At 70.1% G+C, this 20,747-nt stretch carries 17 protein-coding genes; 11 read left to right on the top strand and 6 right to left on the bottom strand.

Annotated elements, in window-relative coordinates:
* Window positions 1-63: 63 nt before the first annotated feature.
* The 5 genes from BMZ47_RS11365 to kce are packed head-to-tail and all read left to right on the top strand — an operon-like array spanning window position 64 to window position 6,631.
* Window positions 64-1,323, top strand: coding sequence for an ABC transporter substrate-binding protein (locus BMZ47_RS11365; protein WP_091862004.1), 1,260 nt, complete (start codon window positions 64-66; stop codon window positions 1,321-1,323).
* A 7-nt stretch (window positions 1,324-1,330) separates the two neighbouring features.
* Window positions 1,331-2,206 (top strand): branched-chain amino acid ABC transporter permease, encoded by an 876-nt coding sequence (locus tag BMZ47_RS11360; protein ID WP_091862001.1) that lies wholly within the window; start codon window positions 1,331-1,333, stop codon window positions 2,204-2,206.
* A gap of 14 nt (window positions 2,207-2,220) precedes the next feature.
* Window positions 2,221-4,779, top strand: a complete 2,559-nt coding sequence (locus tag BMZ47_RS11355; protein WP_091861998.1) for a branched-chain amino acid ABC transporter ATP-binding protein/permease — start codon at window positions 2,221-2,223, stop codon at window positions 4,777-4,779.
* Window positions 4,776-5,699: a 3-hydroxyacyl-CoA dehydrogenase gene (locus BMZ47_RS11350; RefSeq protein WP_091861996.1), complete on the top strand. Its 924-nt coding sequence runs from the start codon at window positions 4,776-4,778 to the stop codon at window positions 5,697-5,699. The genes BMZ47_RS11355 and BMZ47_RS11350 overlap by 4 nt, the downstream gene beginning before the upstream one ends.
* Before the next feature lie 2 nt (window positions 5,700-5,701).
* Window positions 5,702-6,631 (top strand): 3,5-dioxohexanoate:acetyl-CoA acetone transferase, encoded by a 930-nt coding sequence (gene kce / locus BMZ47_RS11345; protein ID WP_091861992.1) that lies wholly within the window; start codon window positions 5,702-5,704, stop codon window positions 6,629-6,631.
* Window positions 6,632-6,669: 38 nt separating this feature from the next.
* Here kce and BMZ47_RS11340 read toward each other — a convergent pair whose 3' ends face one another.
* From BMZ47_RS11340 to BMZ47_RS11330, 3 genes are read right to left on the bottom strand one after another with little or no spacing between them, the layout of a single operon-like run.
* A complete protein-coding gene (locus BMZ47_RS11340) occupies window positions 6,670-6,957 on the bottom strand; it encodes a DUF167 family protein (protein WP_091861989.1) in 288 nt (95 codons plus the stop codon).
* An 11-nt stretch (window positions 6,958-6,968) separates the two neighbouring features.
* Window positions 6,969-8,339, bottom strand: coding sequence for an FAD-binding oxidoreductase (locus BMZ47_RS11335; RefSeq protein ID WP_091861986.1), 1,371 nt, complete (start codon window positions 8,337-8,339; stop codon window positions 6,969-6,971).
* Window positions 8,340-8,397: 58 nt separating this feature from the next.
* On the bottom strand, window positions 8,398-9,591 hold the full coding sequence (locus tag BMZ47_RS11330; protein WP_091861983.1) for a fumarylacetoacetate hydrolase family protein: 1,194 nt from the start codon (window positions 9,589-9,591) through the stop codon (window positions 8,398-8,400).
* A gap of 305 nt (window positions 9,592-9,896) precedes the next feature.
* Between BMZ47_RS11330 and BMZ47_RS11325 the strand changes: the two genes are divergently transcribed.
* The 6 genes from BMZ47_RS11325 (at window position 9,897) to BMZ47_RS11300 (ending at window position 17,135) form a co-directional block, all read left to right on the top strand.
* The gene (locus tag BMZ47_RS11325) at window positions 9,897-10,958 is read left to right on the top strand and encodes an ABC transporter ATP-binding protein (RefSeq protein WP_091861980.1); all 1,062 of its coding nucleotides are present in this window, start codon (window positions 9,897-9,899) and stop codon (window positions 10,956-10,958) included.
* 76 nt (window positions 10,959-11,034) lie between these two features.
* Complete coding sequence (locus BMZ47_RS11320) at window positions 11,035-12,345, top strand: ABC transporter substrate-binding protein (protein WP_007562102.1); 1,311 nt, start codon at window positions 11,035-11,037, stop codon at window positions 12,343-12,345.
* Between the two features lie 50 nt (window positions 12,346-12,395).
* Entirely contained in the window at window positions 12,396-13,352 is a 957-nt protein-coding gene (locus BMZ47_RS11315) for a carbohydrate ABC transporter permease (RefSeq protein WP_050734498.1), read from the top strand.
* Entirely contained in the window at window positions 13,349-14,287 is a 939-nt protein-coding gene (locus tag BMZ47_RS11310; RefSeq protein ID WP_050734497.1) for a carbohydrate ABC transporter permease, read from the top strand. Before BMZ47_RS11315 ends, BMZ47_RS11310 begins: the two co-directional genes overlap by 4 nt.
* 126 nt (window positions 14,288-14,413) lie before the next feature.
* On the top strand, window positions 14,414-16,033 hold the full coding sequence (locus BMZ47_RS11305; RefSeq protein WP_091861976.1) for a dihydroxyacetone kinase subunit DhaK: 1,620 nt from the start codon (window positions 14,414-14,416) through the stop codon (window positions 16,031-16,033).
* 145 nt (window positions 16,034-16,178) lie between these two features.
* Complete coding sequence (locus tag BMZ47_RS11300; protein ID WP_208601038.1) at window positions 16,179-17,135, top strand: D-2-hydroxyacid dehydrogenase family protein; 957 nt, start codon at window positions 16,179-16,181, stop codon at window positions 17,133-17,135.
* 2 nt (window positions 17,136-17,137) lie between these two features.
* Here the strand turns inward: BMZ47_RS11300 and BMZ47_RS11295 are convergent, their stop codons facing one another.
* The 3 genes from BMZ47_RS11295 to BMZ47_RS11285 are packed head-to-tail and all read right to left on the bottom strand — an operon-like array spanning window position 17,138 to window position 20,747.
* Window positions 17,138-18,241, bottom strand: coding sequence for an ABC transporter permease (locus BMZ47_RS11295; protein ID WP_244536793.1), 1,104 nt, complete (start codon window positions 18,239-18,241; stop codon window positions 17,138-17,140).
* Complete coding sequence (locus BMZ47_RS11290) at window positions 18,238-19,161, bottom strand: ABC transporter permease (RefSeq protein ID WP_091861969.1); 924 nt, start codon at window positions 19,159-19,161, stop codon at window positions 18,238-18,240. The genes BMZ47_RS11295 and BMZ47_RS11290 overlap by 4 nt, the downstream gene beginning before the upstream one ends.
* On the bottom strand, window positions 19,158-20,747 hold the full coding sequence (locus tag BMZ47_RS11285) for a peptide ABC transporter substrate-binding protein (protein WP_091861966.1): 1,590 nt from the start codon (window positions 20,745-20,747) through the stop codon (window positions 19,158-19,160). The genes BMZ47_RS11290 and BMZ47_RS11285 overlap by 4 nt, the downstream gene beginning before the upstream one ends.

Raw genomic sequence — 20,747 nt, 5'->3', positions numbered from 1 at the left:
GGGTGCGGGCCGCCAGAGCCCACCAAAAATGCCCGGCTGGAGGAAACGCACGGGAGCGGAACGATGACGGATCGGTTCGGGGATTCTCTCTCACGCCGCAGCCTTCTGCGGGCCGGCGGCGCGGCCCTCATCGCCCCGGCGCTCGGGAGCCCAGCCCTGTCCCAGGGACAGTCCGACGTCATCCGGATCGGCCACCTGACCCCGCGCACCGGGTTCCTCGGGCCGCTGGGCGAGTTCGCCGTGCAGGCAGCCCAGCTCGCCGTGGAGGAGATCAACGCGAGCGGCGGCATCGCCGGCCGCAAGGTCGAGCTCCTGTCGGAGGACAGCGTCAATCCGCAGACCGCCTCGGCGAAGGCCGAGCGCATGGTCCAGCGCGACCGCGTCGCCTGCCTGGTCGGCGAGATCAACTCGGCCTCGGCGCTCGCGATCAGCCAGGTGGCGCAGCGGGAGAAGGTGCTGTTCATCAACACCGGCGCGAACTCGGACGCGCTGCGCGGCGCGGATTGCAAGCGCTACCTGTTCCATGTCGAGGCGCAGAACACGATGATGGTCCGCGCGGCCGGCCGCGCCCTGGTCGAGAAGGGCCTGATCAAGGGCAAGAGGGTCTACGCGCTCACCGCCGACTACGCCTTCGGCCACGACCTGCTGAAGCAGGCCAAGAAGTTCTTCATCGCCAACGAGGCGACCATCGCGGGCGAGGACCTGATCCCCACCGAGCTGACCGACTTCTCGCCCTTCCTGCTCAAGCTGCGCCAGGGTCGGCCCGACCTGGTGATCTGCAACCTCGCGGGCGCCCAGATCACCAACTTCCTCAAGCAATACAGCGAGTTCGGCCTGCCGTTCCCGGTCGCGGGCTTCGGGTTCGATACGGCGCTCGCCTGGGGCGCCGGACCCGGCAACTTCCTCGGCACCTGGCCGGTGATCTGGCATCACCGGATCGACTCGCCCTCGGCCCAGAAATTCGTGGCGGCGTTCCGGGCCAAGTACAAGAAGCTCCCGGAGAACCAGGGTTGGGGCGACTACACGGCGATGAAGATCGTCGCCCAGTCCATGAACGAGCTCAAATCGACCGATTCCACCAAGATCGTGGAGCATCTGGAGAAGGGCGCGACCTTCGACATCGCCAAGACCCGGGAGGGCTACTTCCGTCCCTGGGATCACGAGCTGATGCAGGAGATGTACGCGATCACCGCCCTGCCGTCGGATCAGGTGAAGAACCCCTACGACATCTTCACCGCGACCGGGCCGCTGCCCGGGGCCGGCGAGAACCTCGAGGTCCTCGCGACGACCCGCGACGAGAACGCCTGCACCTTCCCGGCGTGAGGCGGCCATGCAGCTCGTCTTCATCCTGGAGCAGGTGCTCAACGGCCTGCTGATCGGCGTCCAGTACTTGCTGATTGCGCTGGGCCTGTCGCTGATCTTCAGCCTCGGCGGGATCGTGAATCTCGCCCACGGCGCCTTCTACGCCATCGGCGCCTACCTGACGGTGATGCTGACGCCGACGATCGGGTTCGGTGGCGCCCTCGTCGCCTCGCCGCTGCTCGTCGCGGTGCTCGGCCTCGTGATCGAGCGGTTCCTGCTCCGGCGGTTCTACCGGGGCGATCCGACGCTGGGGCTGCTCCTGACCTTCGGCCTCGCCATGGTCGCCGAGCAGGCCCTGCGCATGGCCTTCGGGGCGGCGCCGCTGCCCTACGGGATCCCGAGCTGGCTGCGCGGCCAGGTGTTCATCGGCGACCTGATCTATTCGCGCTACCGGCTGTCCATCCTGGTGGTGGCATTGGCCTGCGTCGGCGGCCTGTGGCTGCTCCTGACCCGCACGAGCTTCGGGCGCGTGGTCCGGGCCGGCGTCCAGAACCCCGATATGGTCGCGGCGCTGGGCATCTCGCTGCGGCCCTACATGACCGCCGTCGTGACGATCGCCGTCGGTCTCGCCGCCCTCGCCGGCACCATGATGGCGCCGGTGACCGGCGTGCATCCCGCCATGGGCGCCGAGATCCTGACCTTCGCCTTCGTCGTCGTGGTGATCGGCGGGCTCGGCTCGTTCTGGGGCGTCGTCTTCGCGGCGCTGATCGTCGGCGTCGTCCGGGGTTTGACGGCCTACGCCTACCCGCCGGCCACGGAGGCCGCGGTCTACGGCCTGATGGTGCTCGTCCTGCTGCTGCGTCCGCGCGGCCTGTTCGGCGAGCAGATCGCCCGATTCGAGTGAGCGGGAGCAGCCCCATGTCCGGAACCGCCGAACCGCTGCCGCTCGCCATGCCCCAGCGCGGCCTGATCCTGCGCGAGAGCCGCCAGCTCTGGGCCGCGCTCGCCGCCCTGATCGTCCTGCCCTTCGCGCTGGATGCGATCGGTCTGACGCTCATCACCGCCACCGATGTGGTGATCTTCGCGCTGGCCGTCCTCGGGCTCAACATCCTGGTCGGCTGGACCGGCCTCGTCTCCTTCGGCCACGGGGCGTGGTTCGGGATCGGCGCCTACGCGGTGGCGATCCTGCAGACCCGCCTGGCGCCCGGCGACATGGCCCTGCCGCTCGTCGGCGCGCTGGCGATTACCGGCCTTGCCGCCTTGGCCGGCGGCGCGCTGATCCTGCGGCGGCGGGGCGTCTACTTCTCGCTGCTGACCCTGGCATTCACCGCGATGCTCTACGCCATCGCGTTCCGCTGGACCGACCTCACCGGCGGCGAGAACGGCATCGGCAATTTGCACCGCTGGGAGGCGCTGCAGCAGCCCGGCGCCTATTACGCGGCCGTCTCCGCCATCGCGTTCCTCGTCCTCGTCGGGCTCTGGCGGTTCCGCCGTTCCCCCATGGGGACGGTGCTTGTCGCGATCCGGGAGAACGAGCAGCGCGCCGGCTTCCTCGGCTACGCGACCAACCGCTACAAGCTCGCCGCCTTCGTGATCTCGGCCTCGATCACCGGGCTCGCCGGGGCGCTCTCCGCCTACAGCCACCGCTTCACCTCGGCCGACCCGATCTCCATCGCGTTCTCGGGCGAGTTGCTCGCCATGGTGGTGATCGGCGGGATGCGCTCGTTCCTCGGACCGGCGCTCGGCGCCCTGTTCTACATCCTGTTCCGGGAATTCCTGTCGATCTACACAGCCGACTGGCTACTGTATTTCGGGCTGCTGTTCGTCGCCTTTATCGTGTTCTCGCCGGACGGGCTCGTCGGCATCGCGGCGCGGCTGATGCGGCCGTTCCGGCGCGTGCCGAGCGAGGGCGCCGCCATGTCGGCCCGCCGGGCCGGCGCCTCCGGCCGGGTGCCCGCGCGGTTTATCGCGGAGGGCCGCGCCGACGGGCCGGTCCTGGTCGCCGAGGACATCCGGAAGAGCTTCGGGCCGGTGGCGGCGGTGCGCGGCGTGTCCTTCGCGGTGGCCGACCGGACCCTGCACGCGCTGATCGGGCCGAACGGCGCCGGCAAGACCACGGCGTTCAACCTGCTCTCCGGCCTGTTCCGGCCGAATGCCGGCCGGATCCTCCTCGACGGGCGCGAGATCGCCGGGCTCGAGCCGCACGCCATCACCCGGGCCGGGCTCGGCCGCTCGTTTCAGATCACCAACCTGTTCCCGGGCCTGTCCGTCGAGGAGAATGTCCGGCTCGCGGTCCAGGCGCGCCATCCGGCCCATATGAGCCCCTGGCGCGACGCCCTCGGCGTCCGGGAGATCGCCGACGACACGGCCGAGCTGCTGCGCTGGACCGGGCTCGCCGGGATCGAGAAGGCGGAGGCCGGCAGCCTCTCCTACGGAGGGCAGCGCCTCCTCGATATGGGTTTGGCTTTGGCCACGCGGCCCCGGGTGCTGCTGCTCGACGAGCCGCTGGCCGGCCTCGCCGCCGCCGAGCGCGAGCGCGTCGGCGACCTGATCAAGGCGCTCTCGGCCGACATCCCGGTGCTGCTGGTCGAGCACGACATCGATCGGGTCTTCCGCCTCGCCGACCGGGTCACCGTCATGGCCGACGGGGCCGTGCTCGTGGACGGTTCCGTGGCCGATGCCCGGGACGACGAACGGGTCCAGGCGGTCTATCTCGGCTCGGGCACGGAGGCGATCGCCGCCAAGCCCCGGGCGAGCGCGGCGGCGCCCGAGACGCTGCTTTCCATGGCCGGCGTCGATACCTTCTACGGCAAGTCGCACATCCTCAACGGTGTCGACCTCACCGTGCACAAGGGCGAGGTCGTGGCCCTGCTCGGCCGCAACGGCGCCGGCAAGTCGACCCTGCTGAAGACGCTGATCGGCACCGCGCCCCCGGCCGCCGGCCGGATCGTGCTGGCCGGCCAGGACATCGCCGGGCTGACGCCCGACCGGATCGCCCGCCTCGGCATCGGCTACGTGCCGCAGGGCCGGGCGCTGTTCTCCGGGATGAGCGTCGCGGAGAATCTCGGACTCGGCCGGCTGCGGCGGCTCACCGGCGCCGGCATCCACTGGGACGAGGACAAGGTCCTGGAGTTCTTCCCGCGGCTCAAGCAGCGCTGGACCGTCGACGCCGCGCGCCTGTCGGGCGGCGAGCAGCAGATGGTGGCGGTGGCCCGGGCCCTGTCGGGCGACACCCGCCTCCTGCTCCTCGACGAGCCGTTCGAGGGCCTGTCGCCGGCGGTGACCGAGGAACTGTTCGAGGCGTTCGACCGTCTGCGCCAGGAGATCGCGATCATCCTCGTCGACCACCACCTCGACCTCGCGCTGGCGCTCTCGGACCGTACGGTCGCGCTGGAGCGCGGCAGCGTCCAATGGACCGGCGAATCGCGCCTGCTGCGCGAGGATCAGGATCTGCGGCGAAAGGTTTTATGGCTATGACCGACAGCGTCGCGATCATCGGCTCCGGCCTGATCGGCCGGGCCTGGGCGATGATTTTCGCCCGCGCCGGCTGGGACGTGCGCCTGTTCGATGCCGCCGACGGGATCGCCGAGGCCGCGATCCCGCTCTGCACCGAGGGCCTTCGGACACTGGCCGAGCACGGGCTCTGCCCCGATCCAGAAGGGGCCGCGGGCCGCATCCGCGCACCGGAAGGCCTCGCCGCTTGCCTCGACGGTGTCGGCTTCGTGCAGGAGAACGGGCCGGAACGGCTCGACGTGAAGCAGGCTCTTTTCGCCGAGCTCGACGCGCTGGCGCCACCGGACGCGATCATCGCCTCGTCCTCCTCGGCGATCCGCTGCTCGCTGTTCACGGAAGGCCTGCCCGGCCGCGGGCGCTGCCTGATCGGGCATCCGGTGAACCCGCCGCACCTGATCCCGCTGGTGGAGATCTCCGGCGCGCCGTGGACGGATACGGCAACCCTGGAGCGCGCCCGAGCGACCTACGAAGCCATCGGGCAGGTGCCGATCACGGTGCTGAAGGAGATCGAGGGCTTCATTCTCAACCGGCTCCAGGGCGCGCTGCTGGCGGAGGCGTTCCGCCTCGCCGCGGAGGGCTACGTGACGCCGCAGGATCTCGACAAGACCGTTGCGGACGGGCTCGGCCTGCGCTGGAGCTTCATGGGGCCGTTCGAGACGATCGAGCTCAACGCCCCCGGCGGCATCGCCGATTACTGCGCGCGCTACACCGGCTTCTACAAGAGCCTCGCCGCCGATCCCGCCCCGCCCACGGTCTACGAGGCGCCGGCCACCGAGGCGATCCTGGCGCAGTGGCGGGCGCCCGTGGATCTGCCCGCCCGCATGCGCCGCCGGGATGACAGGCTCGCAGCCCTGCGGGCCCACAAGCGTTCACAGAAGGACTGAGCATGGCCCCCCAGCGGAAAGTCATCATCACCTGCGCCGTCACGGGCGCGATCCACACGCCCAGCATGTCGCCGCATCTGCCGGTGACGCCGGAGGAGATCGCCGACGCCGCAATCGGCGCCGCCGAGGCCGGGGCGGCGATCATCCATCTGCACGCCCGCGACCCCGAGACCGGGCAGCCCGACCAGTCGCCCGAGGCCTTCGCCAAGTTCCTGCCGGTGATCAAGCAGCGCTCGGGCTGCGTGGTGAACCTCACCACCGGCGGCGCGCCGACCATGTCGATCGAGGAGCGGGTGCGCCCGGCCGCGACCTTCCAGCCCGAGGTCGCCTCGCTCAATCTCGGCTCGATGAATTTCGGCCTGTTCGGCATGCTCGATCGCTTCAAGGACCTGAAGCACCAGTGGGAGCGCGACTATCTCGGCAACAAGGACATCATCTTCCGCAACTCGTTCGGCCAGATCGAGCACATCCTCACCACCTGCGCGCCGAACGGGACGAAGTTCGAGTTCGAGTGCTACGACACCGCCCACCTCTACAATCTCAAGTACTTCTTCGACCGCGGGCTGGTGAAGGCGCCTCTGTTCATCCAGACGGTGTTCGGCCTGCAGGGCGGCATCGGCGCCCATCCGGACGACGTGATGCACATGAAGCGCACCGCCGACCGGCTGTTCGGCGATCAGTACCGCTGGTCGGTGCTGGGCGCCGGCCGCAACCAGATGAACATCGCCGCCATGGCGGCCGCGATGGGCGGCAACGTCCGCGTCGGCCTGGAGGACAGCCTGTGGGACGGCCCCGGCAAGCTCGCCGAGACCAACGCCGCGCAGGTCCGCCGCGTCCGCTCGATCATCGAGGGCCTCGGCCTCGCCATCGCGTCGCCCGACGAGGCGCGGGAGATGCTGGCGCTGAAGGGCGGGGACAAGGTCGCGTTCTGAGCGCGTTCGGGCCGAGAGGATCCATCCCGGCCCGTCTTTTAATCGGGTGAGCCGAATACACGGTCAAGATCGGCCTGGGTGATACCGTCGATCTCCAGAATCTTCAGCCGGCTCTGGTCGCCGGCGGCGATCCGAACCGAGCTGCGGCCGATCTTGAGCGCTTTGGCGATCAACTTTTCCAGCGCCGCATTGGCGGCGCCATCGACCGGCGGCGCGGAAACCCGCGCCTTGAGGTAGGGCTGGCCTTTCTCGTCTCGCGACCAGCCATCCGCCGCATCGCGTCCGCCGCGCGGCGTGAGGCGGACCGCCAGCCGAATCGCCGCCATCGAACTGGCTTTCAGAAAATCTTGCCCGGGTTCAGCCGGTTGTGCGGGTCGAGCGCGCGCTTGACCAGACGCATGGCGCCGATCTCCTCCGGGGAGCGTGACAGGGGCAGCTTGCCGCGCTTCTCCAGGCCGATGCCGTGCTCGGCCGAGACCGAGCCGTTCAGCTCGGCGAGCGGCGCGTAGATCGCGGCGTCGATGGCGGCGTTGCCGGCGGCGTCGAGGCGGGTGGTGTTCCAGTGCAAATTGTTGTCGCCGATATGCCCGTAGACGACGGCCCGGCAGCCGGGGATCGCCGCGAGACCGTCCAGCGCCCCGCGAACGTAGCCATCCATCTTCGAGAGCGGCACGCTGACGTCGAAGGCGCGCTCGATCCCGTCGGCGTTCAGGTGCTCGACCCGGTCGCGGATGCGCCACATCCCCCGGCGCTGCTCCTCCGACGAGGCCACGGCCGCGTCGAGGATCGTGCCCTCGCCCATCAGGCCTTCGAGCAGGCCGAGGAACCGGTCGGATTCCTCGGGCACGCACTCGACCTCGATGATCGCGTAGAACGGGTAATCGTAGCCCAGCGGCGGCGTCGCCCGCCCGGGGGCGGTCATCAGCCGGTAGAAGTCCGGCCACAGGCCCTCGAAGGACGAGACCCGCCCCTGGAACGCGCTCTGGGCGGCGCGCAGGACCCGGGCCCCGTCATCGACCCCCGGGCAGGCGATCAGCGCGGTGGCGTAGCCGGCCGGCTCCGGGCGCAGGCGCAGGACCGCGCGGGTGACGATCCCGAGCGTCCCCTCGGTGCCGATGAAGATCTGCTTCAGGTCGAGCCCGGTGTTGTTCTTGATCAGCGGCCGCATGGACGAGACCACCGTGCCGTCGGCCAGCACCGCTTCCAGCCCCAGAACCATCTCGCGCATCATGCCGTAGCGCAGCACCCGCAGCCCGCCGGCATTGGTCGAGATCGCGCCGCCGATCGTGGCCGAGCCGCGGGCGCCGAGATCGAGGGGGAAGAACAGGCCGCTCTCCGTGGCGGCGTTCTGCACGCTCTCGATGGTTGCGCCGGTGCCGACCACGACGGTCATGCCCAGCGGATCGACCGACTCGATCGCGGTCATCCGCTCGGTGGAGAGCGTGATCTCGTCCGGAGAGCACAGGGTCCCGTCGACAAGCCCGGTGGCGCCGCCGCGCGGCACGATGGCGACCCCCGCCGCGTGGCAGGCCGCCATCACGGCGCTGGTCTCCGCGGTATCGCGCGGCCGGACGAGGGCGCGCGCCGCGCAGGGCTCGGTCGGCCGGGTCCAGTTCGCGGACCGGCCGCGCAGCTCCTCGCCGGTGACCAGGCCGGACGGCCCGACGATGTCGGTGAGACGCGCGAGGAGGGAATCGGCGGCTGTCATCGGCTCGGTCTCTGCGGCGGGCGCCACGTCGGGCAGGCGGTTTTAACGCGAGCCTCTGTCACAAAAGCCCGCGGGCCGCGAGGTTGCGCATCAGCGCGCGGGCGCCGAACGTCCAGGGCTCGCAGGCATCGCAGGGGCGCATCCGGTTGACCAGCCGGCCGAGTTCCGGGCTCGCCACGACGACACGGTCGTTCTCGACATGGGTGAAGCCGAGCCCCGGCCCGTGCCGGTCCTGGATCGGCGCGAACATCGTGCCGAGCAGCAGGATCGCCCCGTCCGGATAATCGTGCGTGCGCCCCATCAGGGCGCCGACCAGCTCCTCCGGGTCGCGGCTGATCTCGGCGAGCGGCGAGGTGCCCTCCATCCGGAACCCGTCGGTGCCGGTCACTTCAAGGGTCACGGTGGTGCGCCGGATATCGTCCAGGGTGAAGGTCTCGTCGAACAGCCGCAGGAACGGGCCCAGGGCGCAGGAGGCGTTGTTGTCCTTCGCCTTGCCGAGGAGCAGCGCCGACCGGCCCTCGAAATCGCGCAGGTTCACGTCGTTGGCGAGCGTCGCCCCGACGATCGCTTGCTTGGACGACACCGCCAGGGCGACTTCGGGCTCCGGGTTGTTCCAGTGCGAATCCGGATGAAGCCCGGCATCGGCGCCGCAACCCACCGCCGAGAGCGGCTGCGCCTTGGTGAAGATCTCAGCGTCCGGCCCGATCCCGACTTCGAGATACTGGCTCCAGGCGCCCTGGGCGACCAGCACGTCCTTCAGTGCCATCGCCTCGGGCGAGCCGGGTTTCAGCCGGCGCAGGTCGCGGCCAACCAGGCGCTCGACCTCGGCACGGATCGCTGCGGCGGCCGCGAGATCGCCCCGGGCCCGCTCCTCGATGACGCGCTCCAGCATGGAGGTCGCGAAGGTGACGCCGGCGGCCTTCAGCGCCTGGAGATCCACCGGGGCGAGCAGCCACGGCCGCCCGGGATCGCGGCCGTCCGGCGGGGTGTTGGCCACGATCGCGTCGAGGCTTCCGAGATCCGCGCCCTCGGCGGCCCGCAGCGCGGCGGCCGCGTCCGGTGTCTCGCACAGGTCGCTGACCGTCGCGAACCGGGCGGTGACGTCGATCGCCCGCAGATCGCCGTCCGAAGCCGCGCGGATCGCCACCACGCTCGGACCCCCAACATCCGGGCGCCACACCCGCCCGACCAGCGCCCCGCGACCGGCATCGTCGGGCAGGATCTCGCGGGCGGTCAGTCCGGATAATGCCATGCTGTCCTCATGCGTCAGGGCTTATCGCTGCGCCACGTCCCGCCGGTCCCTGCCGGAAGGCCCGGCTCAGCGGGGCCGATACGGGCCGCTTTAGCACCCGCTGTCGATTCGGGCCCCGGCAGGATGTTTCATGCCGGCGGTGTCGTCACCCGTCGTCCCCGCCCTCCAGCTTCACACGGGAAAGCGGCTGACAGAAGCACGATATGATTCAAAATTCAGGTCCTGCCGACTTGCTTTCCGGCAGGGGCTCTATTGTACTGTTTGGACAGGAGTCGCCGTCAGAGCGTCCCTGATTGGGAGGAAGCATGGCCTCGGTGGGAATCCGCGAGGTCCGCAAGGCTTTCGGGTCGACGAACGTCCTGCACGGCGTGTCCGTGGACATCCGGGACGGGGAGTTCGTGATCCTGGTCGGGCCTTCGGGCTGCGGAAAATCGACCTTGCTCCGGATGATTGCCGGCTTGGAGAATATCTCCGGCGGCGAGATCCGTATCGGCGAGCGCGTCGTCAATGATGTTCCGCCCAAGGAGCGGGACATCGCCATGGTGTTCCAGAACTACGCCCTCTATCCGCACCTCACGGTGCGCGAGAACATGGCGTTCTCGATGCGGATCCGGAAGGCGCGGGCCGCCGAGATCGACGAGCGCGTCAGCAAGGCGGCGCAGATCCTCGGGCTGACCCATCTCCTCGACCGCTATCCGCGGCAGCTCTCCGGCGGGCAACGCCAGCGCGTGGCCATGGGCCGGGCGATCGTGCGCGACCCGCAGGTCTTCCTGTTCGACGAGCCGCTCTCGAATCTCGACGCGAAGCTGCGCGTGGCGATGCGCACCGAGATCAAGGAGCTGCACCAGCGCCTGAAAACCACGACCATCTACGTCACCCACGACCAGATCGAGGCCATGACCATGGCCGACCGGATCGTGGTGATGCATGACGGCGTGGTCGAGCAGATCGGCCCGCCGCTGGAACTCTACGACCGGCCCGACAACCTGTTCGTGGCCGGCTTCATCGGGTCCCCGGCGATGAATTTCGTGAGCGGGACGGTCCGGCGGAACGGCCACTTGGTCTTCGCCGCCGACACGGGGCTGATCATTCCCCTGATTCAAGCACCGGCGGGCGTCGAGGGCCGCAAGCTGGTCCTCGGGATGCGGCCGGAGCATTTCGACCTGGCACCCGATGGGATCGCCGCCGAGGTCGTCGTGGTCGAGCCGACGGGCTCCGAGACGATGCTGGCGGTGCGGGCCCAGGGCCAGGACTTCACCTGCGTGCTGCGCGAGCGCGTGAGCGAGGGGCCGGGCGAGACCGTCCACCTGCGGCCGAACCGCGTGCACTTCTTCGATGCCGAGACGGGCCGGCGCCTGCCGACCTGACCGCACCCGATCCCCGTCGCCGAGCCGGACCCGCTTCGTTCCCGGCGGGCCGATCCATCCAGGGAGTGACGCCACGATGCCCAAACTCGACCGCCGTTCCCTCCTGACGGGGGCCGCCGCGACCGGCCTCGCCGCCGGCGCCGACCTTCTCGGCTTCGCCCGGGCCTGGGCCCAGACCGCCGAGTGGAAACCGGAGCCCGGCGCCAGCCTGTCGATCCTGCGCTGGAAGCGCTTCATCCCCAGCGAGGACGAGGCGTTCCTGCGGATGGTCGACGCCTTCACCAAGGCGACCGGCGTCAAGGTGTCGGTGACCAACGAATCCTTCGACGACATCCAGCCCAAGGCCTCCGTCGCCGCCAATACCGGGCAGGGGCCCGACATGGTCTGGGGCCTGTTCTCGTTCCCGGCTCTCTTCCCCGACAAGTGCCTGCCGCTGGAGGATGTCGCGGAGTCGCTGGCCAAGAAATACGGCCCCTGGTTCCCGTCGGCGGAGGCCTACGGCAAGGTCAAGGGCAAGTGGATCGCGATCCCGGTCGGCTTCAACGGCGGCTATCCGAACTACCGCATCTCGGCGATGCAGAAGGCCGGGTTCAGCAAGTTCCCCGAGGATACCGCCGGCTTCCTCGAACTGTGCCGGGCGCTCAAGAAGAACAACACGCCCGCGGGCTTCGCCCTCGGGCACGCCACCGGCGACGCCAACACCTGGTGCCACTGGGCGCTCTGGTCCCACGGCGCCAACCTGGTCGACGCCAACGAGAAGATCGTCATCAACTCGCCGGAGACCGCCAAGGCGCTGGAATACGTCAAGGCGATGTACGAGACCTTCGTGCCGGGCACCGTGTCCTGGAACGATTCCTCCAACAACAAGGCGTTCCTGGCGGGCGACCTCTACCTGACGCATAACGGCATCTCGATCTACGCCGCCGCCAAGAAGGACAACCCGAAGCTCGCCGAGGATATGGACCACGCGGTCTGGCCGATCGGCCCGGCCGGCAAGCCGACCGAGTTCCAGCTCGCCTTCCCGATCCTGGCGTTCAAATACTCGAAGGCGCCCAATGCCTGTAAGGCCTTCATCAGTTTCATGATGGAGGCGTCGAACTACAATCCCTGGCTGGAAGCCGCGCAGGGCTACCTGTGCGAGCCGCTGTCGAACTACCCGAAGAACCCGATCTGGACGAGCGATCCGAAGAACGCGGTCTTCGCCGAAGCCGGACGGCGTTCGCGGGCGGCCGGCGGCCTGGCGCCCGTCAGCGAGCGCGTCGCCGCGGTCCTGGCCGACTTCGTGGTGGTCGACATGTTCGCCAGCCACTGTACCGGCCGCGAGGACGTGAAGACCGCGATCCGCAACGCCGAGCGCGCCGCCCAGCGCATCTTCCGCAACACCTGAACGCGGTGGGCCGCGGGGCTTGCCCGCGGCCATGACCCCGAGGCGAATCCATGGCGCATACGGCCCTGACACAGCCCGCCCCGCTGGCGATGCCGACCCGCTCGGCCTGGCAGCGCCTGCGCGCGAGCCGCGGCTGGGCGGGCTTCTGGTTCATGCTGCCGACCGCGCTGATCCTCGGCCTGTTCCTCGCCTATCCGCTGCTGAAGGGCATCTGGCTGTCCTTCACCAACACCCGGATCGGCCGGGAGGGCGTCTTCATCGGCCTGGAGAACTACACTTGGCTCTGGGACGACGACGTGTTCTGGCTCTCGGTGTTCAACACCTGCCTGTACACGGTGGTGGCCTCGGTGGTGAAGTTCGGCGTCGGCCTCTACCTGGCGCTGCTGCTGAACAAGAACATGCCGTTCAAGTCGATCATCCGGTCGATCGTGCTGATCCCGTTCGTCGTGCCCACCGTCCTGTCGGCGATCGCGTTCTGGTGGATCTTCGACAGCCAGTTCTCGATCATCTCGTGGTCGCTGCGCCATCTCGGCATCATCGACGGCAACATCGACTTCCTCGGTGAGCCCAGCATGGCGCGGGCCTGCGTGATCTTCGCCAATATCTGGCGCGGCGTGCCGTTCATCGCGATCACGCTGCTCGCCGGTCTGCAGACGGTCTCGCCCTCGCTCTACGAGGCCGCGACGCTGGACGGCGCCTCGAACTGGCAGATCTTCTCGCGCATCACCCTGCCGCTGCTGACGCCGATCATTGCCGTGGTGATGACCTTCTCGGTGCTGTTCACCTTCACCGACTTCCAGCTGATCTGGGCGATGACCCGGGGCGGCCCGGTCAACGCCACGCACCTGATGGCGACCCTGTCGTATCAGCGCGGCATCCTCTCCGGGACGCTGGGCGAGGGCGCGGCGATCGCCACCGCGATGGTGCCGTTCCTGCTCGCCGCGATCGGCATCTCGTGGTTCGGCCTGCAGCGCCGGGCCTGGCAATCCGGGGGAACCGACCGATGAGCGCGCCCGCTCCACCCGCCCATGCCGACCCGCGCCTCGCGCCCGTCATCGCCGCGCGCCCGGCCGGGCTCACCGACGACAGCGAGGGGATGGCCTATCTCGAGCGTCTGCCGCGGCGGCTCGTGACCACCTACCTGCCGCTCCTGATCATCCTCGTGGTGCTGCTGTTCCCGTTCTACTGGATGGCGCTGACGGCGATCAAACCGGACGAGCAGCTGATCGACATGGAGCGGTTCAACCCGTTCTGGGTGGTCGAGCCGACGTTCAAGCACATCAACAAGCTGCTGTTCGAGACGCAGTATCCGCGTTGGCTCTGGAACACGATGTACGTGTCCGTGGCCGCCACCGTGCTCTCGCTGTTTGCCAGCGTTCTGGCCGCCTATGCCTGCGTGCGGATCCGCTTCAACGGTGCGGGCTGGGTCGGCGCCGCGATCTTCCTCGCCTACCTCGTGCCGCCCTCGATCCTGTTCATCCCGCTTGCCACGATCGTCCAGGCCTACGGCCTGTTCGACTCGCCGATCGCCCTGATCCTGGCCTATCCGACGATCCTGATCCCGTTCTCGACCTGGCTCCTGATGGGTTACTTCAAGACGATTCCCTACGAGCTGGAGGAATGCGCGCTGATGGACGGCGCGAGCCGCTGGCAGATCCTGACCAAGATCATCCTGCCGCTGGCCTTCCCGGGCCTGATCTCGGCCGGGATCTTCTCGCTGACGCTGTGCTGGAACGAGTTCATCTACGCGCTGACCTTCCTGTCCTCGACCCAGAACAAGACCGTGCCGATCGCGGTGGTCAGCGAGTTCGTGGACGGCGACGTCTACAAGTGGGGCTCGCTCATGGCCGGCGCCCTGCTCGGCTCCCTGCCGCTGGTGATCCTCTACTCGTTCTTCGTCGAGTATTACGTCTCCGCGCTCACCGGCGCCGTGAAGGAATAGCCCGCGCGGCTTCGGGGCGTGGGAAACCCGGCGGCGGCCGTTGCGCCGCCGGCCACGATTGCCCAGACAATCCGCTGTGAGACCGCGCAGCGAGCGCTGCCAACGGAGATCGCAGAAGGTCACGCCATGGCCCATTTCATCGAGACCCGCGCCAGCCTGGTCACGGACGCCATCGCGGGGCTTCTGGCCGCCGGCGGCGGTCACCTCGCGCGGCTCGACGGCGATCCGGGAATCCGCGTCGTGCTGCGGTCCGAACTGGATCCCGGCAAGGTCGCGGTGATCTCGGGCGGCGGGTCCGGCCACGAGCCGGCCCATGCGGGCTTCGTCGGGCCGGGCATGCTGAGCGCGGCGGTCTGCGGCGACGTCTTCGCCTCGCCCAGCGTCGATGCGGTGCTGGCCGGCATCCTGGCGGTGACCGGGCCGGCCGGGTGCCTGCTGATCATCAAGAACTACGCGGGCGATCGGCTGAATTTCGGCCTCGCGGCCGAACGCGCCCGGGCGCTCGGCAAGAAGGTCGAGACCGTGATCGTGGCCGACGACATCGCCCTGCCGGAGGCCAAGCAGCCCCGGGGCGTGGCCGGCACCCTGTTCGTACACAAGATCGCGGGCCATGCCGCGGAGGCGGGCGCGCCGCTGGAGACGGTGGCGGCCCTGGCCCGGCGGGTCGCGGCCTCGGCCCAGTCGCTCGGCATCGCAGTCTCGACCGCCACGATCCCGGGCTCGCCGCGCAGCGAGCGCCTTGCCGAGGGTCAGGCCGAGCTCGGCCTCGGCATCCATGGCGAACCGGGGGTCGAGCGGATCGCGCTTCCCAAGGCGGGCGATCTGGCACGGCTGATGACCGAGCGCCTTTCGGGCGCCGGGCCGCTGGCCTTGCTGGTCAACAATCTCGGCTCGGCCACGGCCCTGGAGATGCAGGTCCTGACCCAGGCTGTCATGGCCACGGAGCTTGGACGCCGGGTGCGCCTCCTCCTCGGCCCGGCGCCGCTGATGACCGCCCTCGACATGCACGGCGCCTCGCTATCGATCCTGCCGCTGGACGACGCGCTCGAAGCGGCGTTGCTCGCCCCGGTACCCATGCCGGCTTGGCCCGGCGCAACGCGCATCGCGCCGCCGGTCCTGCGCCCGCTTCCCGAAGGGCTGGCTGGCGAGACCTTCGCGCCGTCGCGCGATGCCGTGGCGGGCGCCCGGATCGCCGCCGTGGCGCGGGCGCTCATCGCCGCCGAGGGCGCGCTCAACGCCCTCGACGCGAAGGTCGGCGACGGCGACACCGGCACGACCTTCGCGGGCGCGGCCCGGGCGGTCGAGGCGGATCTCGACCGGCTGCCGCAGGCCGATCCGCCCGCCCTGTGCCGCGCGCTCGCCGAACGGATCGGCCGCGCGGTCGGCGGTTCGAGCGGCGTGCTCGCCTCGATCTTCTTCGCCGCCACCGCGGCATCGCTCTCGGGCGGGGCCGCCTGGCCCGATGCCCTGGCCCAGGGTGTGGCCCGGGTGCGGGATTACGGCGGCGCCGGCCCCGGCGACCGCACGATGCTCGACGCTCTGATCCCCGCGCTCGACGCCTTGAAATCCGGCGGGCTCGCCGCCGCCGCCGCAGCGGCCCGCGCGGGTGCCGCCGCCACGGCCCGGATGGACCGGGCCGCGACCGGCCGGTCGAGCTACCTCGCGGCTGCGGATCTCGCCGGCGTGGAGGATCCGGGCGCGGCCGGGGTCACGGCGGCGTTCGAGGCGCTGGCGGCGGTCGGGTGAGGATTCACCACACGCACGCAGCGTCGTCCGTGCCGGGAGGCGACCGACCCAGCGCGTTTTTTGCCTCGCGGACTTGAGGCCGAACCTCAACGAACACGGCGCTCGTCAAGAGCGTTGCGAGCCGTAGCCCTCAAGCGAGACCGCCGTGCAAACCTGCCTGATCCTCGACGATTACCAGGACGCCGCGCTCAGCCTCGCCGACTGGGCGCGCCTGTCCGACCGGGTCGCGGTCTCGTCCATGACCGATCACATCGCGGATCGGGACGCCCTGGTTTCCAGGATCGATCAGGCCGAGATCCTGGTGATCATGCGCGAGCGCACGCCCTTCCCGGAGGCTCTGCTGAAGCGGCTGCCGCGGCTGAAGCTGCTGGTCACCAGCGGCATGCGCAACCTCGCGATCGACGTGGCGGCGGCGCTGGCGCGCGGCGTCACGGTCTGCGGCACGGAATCGAGCCCGACCCCGCCGACCGAGCTGACCTGGGCGTTGATCCTCGGCCTTGCCCGCCATCTGCCGCTCGAGAACAGGAACCTGCGGGACGGAGGACCGTGGCAGAGCACGGTCGGGACCGATCTCGCCGGGGCGACGCTCGGCCTCCTCGGGTTGGGCAAGATCGGCACGCGGGTCGCCGGGATCGGCCGGGCTTTCGGCATGCGGGTGATCGCCTGGAGCCCGAACCTGGACGACGCCCGGGCCGCCGCCGCCGGGGTCGAACGTGCCGAAACCAAGGAGGACTTGCTGGAAGCTAGCGACGTCGTCTCCATCCATCTGGTGCTCGGCGACCGGACGCGCGGGCTTCTCGGCGATGCGGAGCTGCGCCGAATGCGGTCGAGCGCCATCCTGGTGAACACGTCACGCGCGCCGATCGTCGATCAATCCGCCCTGGTCCGGGCCCTGGAGGAGGGCCGGATCGCTGGGGCGGGGCTCGACGTGTTCGAGACCGAGCCGCTGCCGGCCGACAGCCCGTTCCGGCGCCTGCCGAACGTCCTGGCGCTGCCGCATGTCGGCTACGTCACGCGCGACAATTACCGCACGTTCTTCACCCAGGCCGTGGAGGATATCGAGGCGTATCTCGCCGGTTCCCCGATCCGGGTGCTGGGCTGATTCTAGTCGGACCGCGGGTCGAGGGCATCGGCGAGGCCGTCGCCGAGCAGCGTCAGCGCGACCAGGGTGGCGATCAGGAAGGCGGCCGGGCCGGCCAGCATATGCGGGGCCGACTCGATCGATCGGGCGCCCTCGGCGATGAGGACGCCCCAGCTCGTCTGCGGCTCCTGAACGCCGAGCCCGAGGAAGGAGAGAAAGCTCTCCAGCAGGATCACCTGCGGCACCAGCAGAGTGGCGGCCACCGCCACCGGCCCGAACGTGTTCGGCACGATGTGGCGCAGGATGATGCGGGGCGTGCCGAGCCCGAGGGCGCGGGCGGAGCGGACGAAGTCGCGCTCGCGCAACGACAGGGTCTGCGCCCGGACGATGCGGGCCATGTCGAGCCATTCAACGGCGCCGATTACCACCAGCATCAGCGTGAGGCTCGCCCGGAAGAACACCAGCAGCAGGATGACGAAGAACACGAAGGGCAGGGCGTAGAGCACGTCGACCAGCCGCATCATCACGGCGTCCACGGCGCCGCCGATGAAGCCGGCAGTGGCGCCGTAGCCGACGCCGATGAGCAGCGCGACAAGCGTGGCGGTGAGCCCGATCAGCAGCGAGACCCGTCCGGCCACGAGGCAGCGGGTGAGCAGGTCGCGCCCATGCACGTCGGTGCCGAGCGGAAAATACAGGTGCCGCACCGGCACCGCCACGACGAGACGGTGGCCGCCCTCCGGGTCGGCGATCACCTGCGGCTCCCCGAACAGGTCGGAGCGCGGCAGGTAGACGAGGCTGCGCCGGTCCACCCCCGCCTCGGCGCTCAGCGTGAGCCGCAGCGCGTCGCCATCGCGGGCGACGTCGTCGAGGCGGGCGCGCATCCGGAAGGCGAGGCGTTCCAGGGCCTGGCGCAGACGGTCGGGATCGGGCTGCGCCGCCAGGCCGGCCGGGAGCTGGCGCAGATCCGGATAGGCGCGCGTCGGATCGTGTCCGGTCAGCCCCGGACCGAACAGGCAGGCCAGGGCAATCACGATCAGCACGGCCAGGGAGGCCATCGCGACGCGCTGGCGGGCGAGGCGGGACAAAGTCCGGGCAGCCGGCCCGGCCATGAAATCGCCAGCCCTCATGCGGCACGCCGCAGGCGCGGATCGAGCCAGGCGCAGGCGAGGTCGGCGATCAGGTTGAGGGCGATCACCAGGGCCGCCACCAGCAGGACGGTGCCCATCACCAGCGTGTAGTCGCGGTTGAGCGCGCCCTCGACGAAGTAGCGCCCGATCCCGGGCAGGCCGAAGATCGTCTCGACCACCACGGATCCGGTCAGCAGCGCCGCCGCCAGGGGCGCCAGGTAGGCCACCACCGGCAGGAGCGCGCCGCGCAGGGCGTGCCGGGTGATGCGCGCCGGCGGCAGGCCGAGGCTGCGCATGGTCCGCACCGGCTGGGTGCGCAGGACTTCCCCGAGGGAGGCCCGCGTCAGCCGGGCCAGCGCGCCGACCTGCGGCAGCGCCAGGGTCACCACCGGCAGGACCAGGTGGCTCGGCGCGCCGCCCTCCCAGCCGCTGAGCGGCAACCAGCGCAGGGTCAGCCCGAAGACGATTTGCAGGAGCGGCGCCACGACGAAGCTCGGCAGCGACAGGGTCAGCGCCGCCCCGAGGCCGAGCAGCCGGTCGAGGGCACCGCCCCGCCGGAGCGCCGCCACGGTCCCGAGCCCGACACCTAGACAGGCGGCCAACGCCAGGGCCAGCGCCCCCAGCGTCGCCGAAACCGGCAGGCCCCGGGCGATCAGGTCGAGGACGCTCATGTCGCGGAACGAGAAGGACGGCCCGAGATCGCCCCGCGCCAAAGCCGCGAGATAGCGGCCGAACTGCACGATCAGCGGCTGGTCCAGGCCGTAGACCCGGCGCAGGTTCTCCATGGCGGCCGGCGCCAGGGGACGTTCCAGATCGAACGGGCCGCCGGGCGCGAGCCGCATCAGGAAGAAGCTGACGGCCACGACCGCGAACAGCGTCGGTACCGATTGCGCGAGCCGCCGCAGGATGAAGCGGATCACGCGTCGAGCCTCAGGAAGCGGGTCGGCGCGGCGTTGCGGACGTTCGGTGTGTAGCCGTGCAGCCGCGGCGCGATCAGCGCCTTCGACCGGTAATGCATCAGCGGGATCCAGGGGAGTTCACGCAACGCGATCGTCTCGGCTTCGTACATCAGGTCGGCACGGTGCCCGAGATCGCGTTCCGAGCCGGCCCTGGCCAGCAACGCGTCATAGTCCGTGTTCGACCAGCGGCCGGCATTCAGCCCGTCATTGCCCGTCTGGAGCAGGAACAGGAAATTCTGCGGGTCCGAATAGTCGGCGATCCAGGCGTAGCGGGCGACATCGAAGGCGCCGCCGTCGCGCAGATACGCGAAATGGGTCTTGGCATCGGTGTAGACGAACCGGGTCTCGATCCCGAGGTCGCGCCACATCTCGGCGATTGCCACGGCGGTGTTGCGGTTGTTGTCGCTGACGTTGAACCGGTACTCCACACGCAGCGGCCGTCCCGGGCCGAAGCCCGCCTCCGCCAGCAGGCGGCGCGCCTCGGCCTCGTGATCGATCGGCAGGCCCTGCCGACCCTCCGTCTCGGGGGGCGTGCGGTAATTGTCGATGCCCGGCGGGCAGATGGAGTAGGCCGGGCTCATGGTGCCGCCGTAGAGCCCGTCGGCCAGGTATTCGCGGTCGATGAGCAACGACAGGGCCCGGCGAACCCTCCGGTCCGAAAAGGGGGCCTTGTGGGTGTTGACGACCAGGACTTCGAGGCCGAGCGACGGGCCGAGAACCACCTGGGTCCCGAAGCGGCGGCGCAGGTCGGCGATCTGGTCGACCGGCAGATCGGACAGCGAGTCGAGCTCCCCCGCTGCGAAGCGCCGGACGGCGCTCGCCATGTCCGACATGGGCAGGAAGGCGACGCGCCGGATTGCGATCGCGCCCGCGTCGGGATGGTGCGGATTGATCTCCAGGGTGATGCCGCCGCCCGGCACCCGGTCGACCAACCGATAGGGGCCGTTGGTCACGAAGTTGCCCGGCCGGGTGAAGGCGTCGCCGTAGCGCTCGACCGAGGCCCGGTGCACCGGCACGGCGGTCTGGTGGGTCAGAAGCTCGAGGAAGTAGGGCGTCGGCTGTTCGAGGGTGATCAAGAGCCGGAGCGGCCCCTCCGCGATGGCCCCGAGAGCGTCGTCTCCGGTCTGCCCGCGATTGACCCCCGCCGCCCCGCGGATCGGGAACAGGATCTCGGCGTACTTCGCCCCCGTGGCCGGGGCGAGGATGCGGCGGAACGCGTAGACGAAATCGTCGGCGGTCACCGGTTCGCCGGTCGACCAGCGCCCGTCGGGGCGCAGGTCGAACCGGAAGGTCAGGCCGTCCTCGGAGACGGTCCAGGATCGCGCGGCGCCCGGGATGATCGTCCCGTGATTGTCGTACGTGACCAGTCCGTCGAACAAGTCCCGGAGGATATGCGCCTCCGCCACCGTGGACGAGCGGTGCGGGTCGAGGGTCTCGGGATCGGCGTCGTTGCCGCGCCGGTAGAGCCCGGCTTCGCCGGCATGAGCGGGCCGCACGGCCGCGAGGGCGGCGGCGCCGGCCAGCCACGCGCGCCGGCGGATCGCCAT

Source organism: Methylobacterium brachiatum, assembly GCF_900113845.1.
Classification (GTDB): domain Bacteria; phylum Pseudomonadota; class Alphaproteobacteria; order Rhizobiales; family Beijerinckiaceae; genus Methylobacterium; species Methylobacterium brachiatum.
Note: the sequence above shows the minus strand (reverse complement) of the source record. Positions and strands in the feature narration are given on the sequence as shown.